Origin of the sequence: Nocardioides sp. NPDC057577 (assembly GCF_042801335.1) — a bacterium.
Classification (GTDB): domain Bacteria; phylum Actinomycetota; class Actinomycetes; order Propionibacteriales; family Nocardioidaceae; genus Nocardioides.
Window position 1 is genome coordinate 1 of sequence record NZ_JBHVGB010000185.1, and the last position, 11,636, is coordinate 11,636.

Sequence of the window (11,636 nt, forward strand, 5' to 3'; positions counted from 1 at the left end):
GCACGTGGGCGGGGGTGTGGTTGCACATACATCTCGGCCGCGGGGCCGCGCGGTGGGGGGCGCGCCCCGCGCTGGTGGTTGGGGTCGTTCTGGGTCAGCTGAGCCGAGGGGGTTGCTCAGCTGGCGTCTTGGTAGAGCTCGCTCGCGTCGAAGGACTTCTTGAGCAGACCCACCTCGACCATCAGGTCGACGACCTTCTGGACGCCGGCGGCGTCGTAGTCGACCTGGTACTCGGGAAGCCGCATCTTGGCAGCGACCTCCGGAGTCATCTCGGTGTACTCGGGCATCATCGCCTTGGCGACTCCCTGCGGATCGGTCTCGATGTCGGCGACGGCCTTGGCCAGGGCGGCTCGGAACCGCGTCACCACCTCGGGCCTCTCCTCCATCAGCTTCTCGGACGTCGCGAACAGGCCCTGGGGTCCGTTCTGGAAGCCGATCGGCCGGACGTCCACGCTCGCCTCGGTCGCGCTGAGGGTGGGCTCGGTCTGGAAGATGCCGTCGACGTCGCCGGCCTCGAGCGCGGCGGCCATGTTGGCCTGCGGAATCTCGATGTAGGTGACGCTGTCGGGGTCGAGGCCCTGCTGCAGCAGCACCCCACGGAACCAGATGTCGCCCACGGAACCGAGGGACGGCGTGGCCATCTTCTTGCCGACCATGTCGGCCGGCTCCTCGATCTCGGAGTCCGCCAGCACGTACAGACCCGACTTGTACTCGTCGGTCCCCGCGATCGCCGGCGCGGCGATGGTGACCGGCAGGTCTGAGGAGTAGGCGGTGATCAGGGACGGATAGGAGACCAGGGCCAGGTCGGTGCTGCCCGAGACCAGGGCATTGATCGTGGTGGCGCCGTTCGCGGCGGGGGTGAGCTCGACGTCGAGACCCTCGTCGGTGAAGTAGCCCTTGCTGATCGCCTCGTACACCGGCAGTGAGTCGCCGACCGGTGGGATCGAGAGCGTCACCTTCCCGCTGTCGCCGGCCGACGCCGACGGTGCGTCTTCGCTGCCGCAAGCGACGGTGGCGCTGGCGAGCAGGAGCGTGAGCGCGAACGCCCCGAGGCGCCGATTGGTGCGCAGGTTCATCTTTGTTCTCCTTGGAGTTGCTTCATCGCTCGCGGTGGAGACGGACTTCTCTGTCCGGAGGTCCATGCCCGTGAGGTGGTCAGACGTCCCTCAGGGAGCGCTGGCCGCAGTGGCCAGCCCACCTGGGCTCGCCTGCCGGATCAGCCGGGCCACCTCGCTTCTGGTCTCGACGAACGACGGGTTTTCTCGGGTGTGGATCTGGTCCCGCGGGAAGGTGAGCGGGACCGGGACGTCGGCCGTCTTGACGGTCGGCGCCTTGCTGAGCGACAGCACCCGAGTGCTGAGGTAGACGCTTTCGTCTACGTCGTGGGTGACGAAGAGGATCGTCATGTCGAACTGCTCGCGGACACGGAGAAGGAGATCTTCGAGATCGGAGCGGGTCTGCGCGTCGACGGAGGCGAACGGCTCGTCCATCAGGAGGAGCTCGGGTCGCATGGCGAGCGCTCTGGCGATCGCGACGCGCTGCTGCATGCCACCGGAGAGCTGCCATGCGTACTTGTCCGCCGCGTCCGCCAGACCGACAGCGCTCAGGGACTCGACGGTTCGCTCCCGGCGCTCGGTCTTGGACACCCGCCCCAGGAGCGGGAACTCGACGTTCGCGCCGACGCGTCGCCAGGGGAACAGCGACGCCCGGTAGTCCTGGAAGACCATCGCGAGTCCCTTGGGTACGCCGGTGATGACGTTCCCGGACAGCGTGACGGTTCCGCCGGTGGGACGGAGCAGGCCCGAGAGCGTTCGTAGCAGCGTGGTCTTGCCGCAGCCGGAGGGGCCGACGATCGAGACGAACTCGCCGCGCTGGACGTCGAAGTTGATCCCGTCGAGGACCGTCTGGTCGCCTTGGCGTGTGCGGTAGGTGTGTCGGAGGTCTTCGACCTCCAGAAGCGTGGTTGTCATCTGCATCCTTTCGGGGCGGTCAGTCCTGGACTGCCATCAGGAGTCGGTGCCAGCGCAGTACGCCGGACTCGATCCCGCTCAAGACGAGGTTGGACAGGTAGCCGAGCAGCGACAGAGCGACGATGAACGACCACATGGGGAGCATCTGGAAGGAACGTTGGGCCTGCGTCAGGCCGAACCCGATGCCGTCCGAGGCGGCCACCAGCTCCGAGGCGATGAGCAAGATGATGCCGAGCGAGGTGGAGACGCGGATGCCGGCGAAGATGCCCGTGCTGGCGGCCGGCAAGATCACCTGGAACAAGGTCCGGAGCCGCGAGACCCTCGCCGTGCGTGCCGTTTCCAGATAGCCCTCGGGGACCCGTCGTACGGCGCTGTAGGTGTTGAAGAGGACCGGCCACACCGCCCCGAACGCGATCAGGGAGACCCTCATCGTCGTTCCGGTACCCACCAGGACCAGCGCCAGCGGAAGCAGCACCGGGCCTGGCATCGCACGCATGAAGTGCAGGATCGGCTCGACCGTGTGCGCGACCGCGGGGACTCTGCCGAGGAGCACTCCGAGCGATATTCCCAGCGCCCACGCGACCAGCAGCCCGATCAGGAGGCGCTGCAGGCTCGGGGTGACGTCGACGAAGAACGCATCCGTCAGGATTCCGCCGGAGAGCCCGTCGGAGAACCACCGCTCCCGCAGATCGCCGAAGATCTCCAGCGGGGTGGGAAAGAACAGCGAGTCGGAGTTCGTGGTGGCGAGCTGCCACGCGGCCAGCAACAGGAGCGCGCCACACCAACCGACGGCGATCCGCAGCATGCGTTCGTTCGGCTGCACGGTGTTGCTCATGAGTCCTCCCGGTGTGCCCAGGCCGCGAAGCGGCGCTCGAGTACGGTCACGACGCCGTTGACGAGGAGCCCGAGGGCACCCGCCACGACCACGCCGGCGCAGACGGTGTCGATGCCGCCGGGGAGCATGCTCTGCTGGAGCAGCCAGCTCCCGAGCCCGTCGCGGCTCCCGCCGATGAACTCCGCACCGACGCAGAGGATGAGTGCGACGGAGACGGTGATCCTGACACCAGTGAGCACCGACGGAACCGCCGATGGCCAGACGACACGGATGGCGACCGTGCGCGGCGACCAGCCGAACGAGCGTGCGGTGGCCTTTGCGGTGCCGTCGGTGGAGTGCACCCCGTGGATCGTGTTGATGAGCAACGGCCAGACGCAGCCGAGGGCGACCACCGCTGCCTTCATCTCGATGCCCTGCCCGACCACCAGGACCAGGAGGGGCACGAGACCGACGGGCGGGAGCGGCCGGACCAGCTCGACCACCGTCGCGGTGGCCGCGTGCAACCGATCCGACAGGCCCAGCACCAGTCCGGCCGGTACGGCGATGGCCAGGGCCAGGACGTACCCGACCAGGGCAGCCCACAGGGTCGAGCCGATCTGTCCGAGGAACGATCGGTCACCCAGAAGCTGAGCAGCGTGCACCAGCGTCGCCGACGCCGGGGGCAGCACGTCGCGTGGGAGCAGGTCGAACCGCGCCACCACCTCCCACAGGGCGAGGAAGCAGAGCACACCCGCCACGCCGCGAGCGGCGACGGCGGTGCGTTCGTTCGTACGATCAGCTCGGGGTAGCTCGATACGCCCGGGGGCCTCGCCAGGGGGCGGTATCGGGCTGATGCTCTCGGTCGCGGTCAGCACCGCGGGCCTACTGCTCTCCATGTGTCCTCCAGACCTCGCGTCCGGCTCAGTGGCCGAACGCCTCCTGCAACCACCACGAGCCCTCGCGGGAGAGCACCTTGGCGTCGATGACCATCGGCCGAGTCGACTCTGACGACAGCCAGTCCTTGACGGGCGCGAGATCCGCGGTCTCGCGGACCGTGATCGCCTCGCATCCGTATCCGCGTGCGATCTGGGCGAGGTCGGTGTCGGGGAAGACGACGGCGTCCAGCGAAGGGCCGTCGAACCCGAAATGGTGCACCTCGGCGCCGTACATCGCGTCGTTGTAGACGACCACGAGAAGGGGGATCTCGAGCCGGACCGCCGTCTCGAGCTCGGTGATGCCCATCAGGAACCCGCCGTCACCGACGCCCACGATCGGGAGCCGGCCAGGTTGTGCGAGCGCGGCTCCCAGGCCTGTTGCCAGGCCCAGGCCGACGGACTGGAACGCCTGGGTGAAGCAGAAGCCGTTCTCGTCCGGAACGTCGAGGTACATGCTCGGATAGCCGACGAAGTTCCCGGAGTCGACCGAGACGATCCGCTCGCTCGGGAGGAGACGGTCGAGTTCCACCGAGAGGGTCCGCGGGTCGATCCGTCCGTCGCCCGACTGATCGACGAAGTCGACCTGGTTCCAGCGCGAGGACGAGCGGATGCGGTCGCCGACGGCCGTCGTCCGGTAGCCGCTGCGATCGCTGGGCTGTACGGCACGAAGGGCTGCGGTCGTCGCGCGAGCCGTTTCGGCGACGCCGCCCCACAGTCCCAGGACCACGTCGCGGTTTCGGCCGATCGCCTGGGGGTCGAGGTCGACCTGGACGACCTTGGCCTGGTCACCGATGAGCCTGCCGTGCCTCATCGTCCACATGTTCAGCGCGCAGCCGAACCCGACCACGAGGTCGGCATCGGCGATGAGCTCGGCGGTGAGCGGTGAGCTGAAGCCGCCGGAGACGTCGATGCCCCACGGGTCCTCGTTGAACAGGCCGCGCGAGACGGCGGAGGTGGCCAGCAGAGCCCCCGACGCCGCCGCGAGCTCGCGAAGAGCTTCCTTCGCGCCCTCAGCCCTGCCACCGCGCCCGGCCACGAACACCGGTCGCTCGGCCGACTGGATGAGCTCGACGAACCGGGCCACGTCCGCGGGTGCCGGCTGCGGCAGTCCCACCGCGTCGAACGTGCGTCGGGACGCGTCCGCGGGCAGCTCCATGTCCTGGACGTCGATCGGTACGTTCAGCACGACGGTGCGCTGCTGATGCAGGCAGGCCGCGAAGGCGCGAGCGACGTCGACCATGGAGCTCTGCGGCGACCGGACGCGCATCGCGAGAGCGCCAGCACCCTCGGCCATGCCGGCCTGGTCGATGAAGAAGTTCGAGGTGGGCTCGGTCGCCTCGGCGGTCAGCACGAGCAACGGCGTCCTGCTCTTCGCCGCCTCGACGATCCCGGTGAGCGCGTTGGTGTAGCCGCACCCCTGGTGCAGCGACAGGACCGCGACCTCGCCGGACATCCGGGCGTAGGCGTCAGCCATGGTGGCGGCGCCGCCCTCGTGCCGGGCAGGGACGAACCGTGCGCCACGCTCGACGAGTGCGTTGGTGAAGTGGAAGTTGCCGCTGCCGACCACGCCGAAGACGGCCCGGACGCCGAGGTCGGCGAGCATCTCGCCGATCGCATCACGTACCAGCATCAGTCCACCTCCTGGCCCGCGGCGGGAACCATCGCCAGGACGCGTGCGGGACTGCCCGAACCGCCCACGATCGGAAGAGGGGCGACCACGATCAGGGCGCCTGTCGGCGGGAGGAGCGCCAGGTTCTGCAGCTGAGTGATGCCGTACTTGCCGGCGCCGAGGAGGTGGGTGTGCACCGGGAAGGCCGGCTCGAAGCCGAACGCCTGCCCGGCGTCGGTGCCCACGGTCTCGACGCCGAACCCGATGATGTCGGTCTCCTGGGCGAGCCATTCCGCGCACTCCGGGGTCACACCCGGTGTGTGCGGGCCCTCGCCGTCAGCGTTGAGGAACAGCTCCTGGTCGTGGGAGCGGGCGCCCCATCCGGTGCGGTAGAGGAGCCAGCCCTTCGGGAGCCGTCCGTGCTCCTGTTCCCACGCCTGGATGTCCTCGACGGTGAGCAGGTAGTCCGCGTTCTCCGCGACCTCGGCCGTCTTGTCGATGACCACAGCGGGCCCGACGAGCCGCTCCGGCGGCACCTGCGACACGTCGCCGTGCTCGACGCCGGTCACCCAGTGGCACGGCGCATCGAAGTGGGTGCCGACGTGCTCGCCGGTGTGGATCCCGTTCTGGTAGGACGTCTCGCCCCGCTCGTCGTACTTCGCCAGCTCCTCCAGCTCGAAGCGCGGGATCGGAGCCATCCCCTCAGGCAGAGGTAGTACGGGTGTCGAGGCGGAGAGCTTTGCGGTCAGATCCACGACCGTGACGGCGCCCGAGGCGACGGCAAGGGCCAGATCCGACGGCGTGCGGGCCGGGGTAGACGAGAGGTGCATGCCAGAATCCTGCGGCCGGTGAGAGGTGCATCACCAATGCCAATCCGAGGCTAGGTATGCCGAAAAAGTCATGTCTAGGCATTCCGGTATAAGACATCTACGATGGCCGCCAGTCGTCGGCGAGAGGTTCCCATCGTGCAGACCCAGCAACTGTTCGGCGGCAAGCTGAAGCTGCGCCATCTCGTCCTGCTCACCACGATCGCGGATGAGGGGTCGTTCGTCGGCGCTGCTGAGAACCTCTACATCTCTCAGCCCGCTGTGACCCGGAGCGTCCGGGAGCTCGAGGATCTCGTCGGCGTCGAGCTCTTCGTGCGCGGGCCTCGGGGCGTATCGCCCACGCTGTCCGGGGAGATCTTGATCGAGCAGGCACGATCCGCGCTCGGCAACCTGCGTCGCGCCTCCGAGCAGATCGAGGAGGTGCTCCACGGAGGCACGCGGCCGCTTCGGGTCGGGACCAATCTGGCCGGCGCGTACGCCCTGCTCCCTCGCGCCGTGGTCGCGCTGAAACGGGCCCATCCCGACATCACGGTCTCGGTGGTCGAGGGCACCGCGGAGCAGCTGACCACGAGCCTTCATCGCAGTGAGGTCGATCTGCTCGTCGGGCGCTTGGACCCCGGAACCTACCGCGGGGCGCTCCATCACATCCGGCTCTACGACGAAGCGGTGCGGGCGGTCGTACGTTGTGGTCACCCGGCACTTGTCGCAACGCCGCAACGGCTCGCCGACCTGCAGTCGTACCCATGGATCCTGCCGCTGCAGCCCAGTACGTTGCGGGCCGAGCTCGACGACATGTTCGCCCGGGAGGGCCTTGTGCCGCCGCGCGACATCACCGAGTGCTCTACCCTGCTCACCTCACGGGCGATGCTGCTGGAGACCGAGGCCATCGCGCCGTTGCCGATGCTGATCGGCGTGCGCGACGAGCTTCTCGAGATGCTGCCTCTCCGTCTCGACACGGTCCCGCGCGCCATCGGCGTCACGCTGCCCGCGGACCGGTCTGTCAGCCGAGAAGCACGCCTGCTCGTCGACGCGCTCACCGCCACCGCGGCCATCATCGCCACCGAGCTCGACGACGCCTTTCGGACGTCCCTACCGGGCACTGGAGCTCCGTAGCAGCCGGTCTCCTGGACGCCGCGTTCAGAAGCCGATCGGTAGACCGGCGTAGTTCTCCGCGAGCCCGGCGGCGGCATGCTCGCTGGAGGTCACCCAGCGCAGCTGGGAGAGCTGGAGCTGGGTGTCGAACGGGTCTTCGGCCGTGTGCAGCATCGTCGTCATCCACCAGGAGAAGTGGGTGCAGCGCCAGACGCGGCGCAGCGCGGTCTCTGAGTAGCCGTCGGCCAGTCGCGAGTCACCCTTGAGCAGCGCGGTGAGCGCGGGCGCCAGCAGCGCGACGTCCGCGACCGCGAGGTTGAGCCCCTTGGCGCCGGTCGGCGGGACGATGTGGGCGGCGTCGCCGGCCAGGAAGAGCCGGCCGTGGCGCATCGGGGTGGAGACATGGGACCGCATCGGCAGTACCGACCGATCGGTGATCCGGCCCGGCTGCAGGCTCCAGCCGTTCTGGCCATGGCCGAGCCGGGCGGCGAGCGCGTCCCAGATCTGGTCGTCGGACCAGGTCGCCGGGTCGGTGCCGTTGGGCACCTGGAGGTAGAACCGCGAGACGCTCTCCGAGCGCATCGAGTGCAGTGCGAAGCCGTCGGGGTGCCAGGCGTAGATCAGCTCGTCGGTGGAGGGCGCGACGTCGGCGAGGATGCCGAACCAGCTGTAGGGATAGGTGCGGTCCCAGCTCTCCCGCGCCGGGATCGCGGCGCGGCTGGGGCCGAAGGAGCCGTCGCAGCCGACGACGACGTCCGCCCGGATCCGCTGGGGGAGCCCGGCGGCGTCGGTGAAGGTGATCGAGGGCCGGTCGGACTCGAGGTCGTGCAGTGCGGTGTCGCTGACCTCGTAGTGGACGACCTGCCCGGCGGCCTTGCGGGCGTCGATCAGGTCCTTCTGCACCTCGGTCTGGCCATAGACGTAGACCGCCCGGCCGACCAGGTCGACGAAGTCGAGGTGATGGCGCTCCTCGGGCCACTGCAGGTAGATCCCGCGGTGCTTGTCGGCGTCGCGGGCCAGCCGGTCACCGAGTCCGACCTCGGTGAGCAGATCGACGCTCGACTGCTCCAGGATCCCGGCGCGGATGCGAGCCGCGACGTACTCCTCCGACCGGGTCTCCACCACGATCGAGTCGACCCCGTCGGCGGCGAGGAGATGGCTCAGCAGCATCCCCGCGGGGCCGGCGCCGACGATCACAACCTGCGTACGTTCTTCTGCCATGGGGTGAGTCAACTCCTGTCCGGGCGGCTACCGCCAGAGCGTTCTTCCGCTGAACGGAAACGACGCCGCCCGGAGTGGATTCCCGAATAGCGCGGATGGGCTCTTGTGCCCGCGGCAACTCGTCCCTACGGTCGAGGCACCCCGATTGTGACCCGAGTCACAAACCACAGAAGGAGCGTTCCGATGCCCGACGTCCTCGCCGACCGCGCCGCCCTCGAGTCTCAGATCGGCGACCAGACCATGGTCGACGTACTTGCCGAGGTGGTCGCCGACCGCGGCGCCGAGCCGGCCTTCTCTGACCGGCACACCTCCGACGGCACGGGCTGGCGCACGCTGACCTGGGGTGAGCTGCACCAGCGCGCCCGCGAGCTGGCCGCCGCCTACATCGCGGCCGGTCTCCAGCCGGGGGAGTCGGTCGCGATCATGGCCGCCAACCGCATCGAGCACGTCGTCGCCGATATGGCCACGGTGCTCGCCGGCGGCGTCCCGATCAGCATCTACAACACCCTCGCGCCCGACCAGGTGGGCTACGTCGCCGAGCACGCGGACCCGCGCATCGTGGTGCTCGAGACCGACGACCACGTCGCTCGCTGGGCGCTCGGGCTCAAGCGCGAGGAGATCGTACGCGTCGTCACCATCGACACCGCCGTGGAGGACGACCCGCGCGCTGTCGCCTGGGACGACTTCGTGGCCTCGGGCGCGGCTGCGCTGGCCGAGGTCGGCGGGGAGCTGGACGCGCGCAGCGCAGCGGTGACCCCCGACGACACGGTCACGATGCTCTACACCTCGGGCACGACCGGTCAGCCGAAGGGTGTGGTGCTCACCCACCGCAACATCGTCTTCGAGACGACCAGCTCGCTGACGGTCTCCGGTGTCGAGGAGCCGGGGGTGCTCGTCTCCTACCTGCCCTTCGCGCACATCGCCGAGCGGGTCCTCAGCCTCTACATCCCGCAGTTCAACGGCGGCCACGTCTACCTGGTCCAAGACCCCGCACTGCTTCTCGGCACCCTCCAGGAGGTGCACCCGACCAGCTTCTTCGGGGTGCCGCGGGTGTGGGAGAAGATCCGCACCGGTGTCACCGCGCTCCTCGCCGCCGAGACCGACGAGGCCAAGAAGGCCGGGGTCGAGAAGGCGATGGCGGTCGGGCTGGCGTACGTCGAGTCGCAGCAGCTCGGCCAGACCACCTCGCCCGAGCTGCAGGCACAGTTCGAGCAGGCCGACGCGGCAGTCCTGTCGACCATGCGCGCACTGCTCGGTCTCGACAAGGTCGAGTGGGCGGCCAGCGCGGCCGCACCGATGCCGATCGAGGTGGCGAGGTTCTTCGCCGGCCTGGGGCTGAAGATCTACGACGTCTACGGCATGACCGAGACCACCGGGGCGGCCACCGGCAACGGGCCGGAGGCCTTCCGGCTCGGCACCGTCGGCCGCGCCCAGCCCGGGATCGAGCTGCGCATCGCCGATGACGGCGAGATCCTGTTCCGTGGCCCGATCATGACCCCGGGCTACGTCGGCCGACCCGATGCCACCGCTGCGCTCTTCGACTCCGAGGGCTGGCTGCACACCGGCGACATCGGATCGCTCGACGAGGACGGCTTCCTCACCGTGGTCGACCGCAAGAAGGAGATGATCATCAACTCCGCGGGCAAGAACATCGCCCCCTCCAACATCGAGAACCTCCTCAAGGAGAGCCCGCTCGTCGGCCACGCGATGGTGGTCGGTGACGGCCGCTCCTACGTCGTCGCCGTCCTCACCCTCGACGGCGAGATCGCTCCCGTGGTCGCCCAGAAGCTCGGCGTCGAGGCCGGATCGCTCGCCGAGCTGGCTCAGCACCCGGTGATCCGCGGTGCGGTGGGTCAGGCCGTCGACGCCGCCAACGCCCGGCTGTCCCGTCCCGAGCAGGTCAAGGCCTTCGAGCTGCTCGGCGAGGAGTGGACCGCCGAGTCCGAGGAGCTCACCCCGACCCTGAAGCTCAAGCGCCGGGTGGTGAGCAAGAAGTACGCCGACATCATCGACGGGCTGTACGCCGCCGAGGAGTGAGGTCGGACATCGTGCTGGCCCAGCCGCCGTCGCGGCGGATCTGCACGACTGTGATCACGACCAGGACCGCCGCGGTGGCGAAGTGGATCATCGCGTCGGTCACGTGGTCGGGCATGTGCATGACCCACATGACCTGGGGTGATGCGAGCGCCCAGATGCCGGGGACGGTGCCGGCGACGGCGGCCGCCAGGAGGTAGAGGACCGACCAGGAGTTGCGGCGGCACAGGAACAGGCCGGGCGCGAACAGGGCGAGTCCGGCGAGCGCGTGCCAGCCGTTGTAGTCCATGCCGAGCACCTTCGCCGTCGGTGCGTGGTGGCCGATCGCGAAGCTCGGCTCGGCGATGAACCCGGCGATCGCGATGCAGACGTGGGCTGCGCAGATCACCAGTACTGCCCACTGGGCGAACGTCCATCGCGTGCCCGAGCGCGTCTCTTGATAGATCGTTCTAGTCATATATTGACCATAGACGTTCACGGCCGACACGCGCTACCGGAAAGATGACGACGATGACCAACACGCGGGTGCGGATCCTCGCGGCCAGCACCGAGCTCTTCCGCCGGCAGGGCATGTCCGGCACCGGGCTCAAGCAGATCGCCGAGGTGGCCAAGGCGCCGTTCGGGTCGATCTACCACTTCTTCCCCGGGGGCAAGGACGACCTGGCGGGCGAGACGATCCGGCGCGCGGGCGGGGAGTACCGCGACCTGGTTCTGGCCTTCTTCGCCGGCCCCGACGACCTCGTCACCAACGTCGAGACCGCGTTCGCGGCCGCGGCCGCGGTGCTGGTGGAGACGGACTACGCCGACGCCTGCCCGATCGCCACCGTCGCGCTCGAGGTCGCGAGCACCAACGAGCCCCTGCGTCAGGCGACCGCCGAGGTGTTCACCGACTGGATCGAGGTCGGCGGGCGGCATCTCGAGCAGCGGGGAGTCCCGCCCGAGACAGCCCGTGGCCTCATCATCGGCTTCATCACCAGCCTCGAGGGCGCCTTCGTCCTGGCCCGGTCGCTGCGCTCCACCGAACCGCTGGAGGCGGCCGGCCGCGCCGTACAGGCTGCGGTGCGGGAGGCCCTGGGCGCAGAGTCGCCCGGGTTGTGAAGCTGAGAGTGGCCTATAGACCACTCTCAGCTTCAC

The 11,636-nt window shown here is 69.1% G+C and carries 11 protein-coding genes; 3 read left to right on the plus strand and 8 right to left on the minus strand.

Annotated features, from left to right (window positions below):
* Positions 1-116 precede the first annotated feature (116 nt).
* The 6 genes from ACFU7D_RS25235 to ACFU7D_RS25260 form a co-directional block, all read right to left on the minus strand.
* Positions 117-1,076, minus strand: coding sequence for an ABC transporter substrate-binding protein (locus ACFU7D_RS25235; RefSeq protein WP_378872549.1), 960 nt, complete (start codon positions 1,074-1,076; stop codon positions 117-119).
* A gap of 90 nt (positions 1,077-1,166) precedes the next feature.
* Positions 1,167-1,970, minus strand: a complete 804-nt coding sequence (locus ACFU7D_RS25240) for an ABC transporter ATP-binding protein (protein ID WP_378872552.1) — start codon at positions 1,968-1,970, stop codon at positions 1,167-1,169.
* Positions 1,971-1,989: 19 nt separating this feature from the next.
* Positions 1,990-2,805, minus strand: coding sequence for an ABC transporter permease (locus tag ACFU7D_RS25245; protein WP_378872555.1), 816 nt, complete (start codon positions 2,803-2,805; stop codon positions 1,990-1,992).
* A complete protein-coding gene (locus ACFU7D_RS25250) occupies positions 2,802-3,680 on the minus strand; it encodes an ABC transporter permease (RefSeq protein ID WP_378872558.1) in 879 nt (292 codons plus the stop codon). The genes ACFU7D_RS25245 and ACFU7D_RS25250 overlap by 4 nt, the downstream gene beginning before the upstream one ends.
* A gap of 25 nt (positions 3,681-3,705) precedes the next feature.
* Complete coding sequence (locus ACFU7D_RS25255; RefSeq protein WP_378872560.1) at positions 3,706-5,349, minus strand: thiamine pyrophosphate-binding protein; 1,644 nt, start codon at positions 5,347-5,349, stop codon at positions 3,706-3,708.
* Entirely contained in the window at positions 5,349-6,158 is an 810-nt protein-coding gene (locus tag ACFU7D_RS25260; protein WP_378872562.1) for a cyclase family protein, read from the minus strand. Before ACFU7D_RS25260 ends, ACFU7D_RS25255 begins: the two co-directional genes overlap by 1 nt.
* 135 nt (positions 6,159-6,293) lie before the next feature.
* Between ACFU7D_RS25260 and ACFU7D_RS25265 the strand changes: the two genes are divergently transcribed.
* On the plus strand, positions 6,294-7,268 hold the full coding sequence (locus ACFU7D_RS25265; RefSeq protein WP_378872566.1) for a LysR family transcriptional regulator: 975 nt from the start codon (positions 6,294-6,296) through the stop codon (positions 7,266-7,268).
* A 24-nt stretch (positions 7,269-7,292) separates the two neighbouring features.
* Here ACFU7D_RS25265 and ACFU7D_RS25270 read toward each other — a convergent pair whose 3' ends face one another.
* Positions 7,293-8,468: a 4-hydroxybenzoate 3-monooxygenase gene (locus ACFU7D_RS25270; RefSeq protein ID WP_378872568.1), complete on the minus strand. Its 1,176-nt coding sequence runs from the start codon at positions 8,466-8,468 to the stop codon at positions 7,293-7,295.
* A 183-nt stretch (positions 8,469-8,651) separates the two neighbouring features.
* Between ACFU7D_RS25270 and ACFU7D_RS25275 the strand changes: the two genes are divergently transcribed.
* Entirely contained in the window at positions 8,652-10,505 is a 1,854-nt protein-coding gene (locus ACFU7D_RS25275) for an AMP-dependent synthetase/ligase (RefSeq protein WP_378872571.1), read from the plus strand.
* Here the strand turns inward: ACFU7D_RS25275 and ACFU7D_RS25280 are convergent.
* The gene (locus ACFU7D_RS25280) at positions 10,474-10,959 is read right to left on the minus strand and encodes a DUF4383 domain-containing protein (RefSeq protein WP_378872574.1); all 486 of its coding nucleotides are present in this window, start codon (positions 10,957-10,959) and stop codon (positions 10,474-10,476) included. The two genes, ACFU7D_RS25275 and ACFU7D_RS25280, sit on opposite strands and share 32 nt — an antisense overlap.
* Before the next feature lie 53 nt (positions 10,960-11,012).
* On the opposite strand from ACFU7D_RS25280, the gene ACFU7D_RS25285 reads away from it, so the two are divergent.
* Positions 11,013-11,600: a TetR/AcrR family transcriptional regulator gene (locus tag ACFU7D_RS25285; RefSeq protein ID WP_378872576.1), complete on the plus strand. Its 588-nt coding sequence runs from the start codon at positions 11,013-11,015 to the stop codon at positions 11,598-11,600.
* Positions 11,601-11,636: the final 36 nt, after the last annotated feature.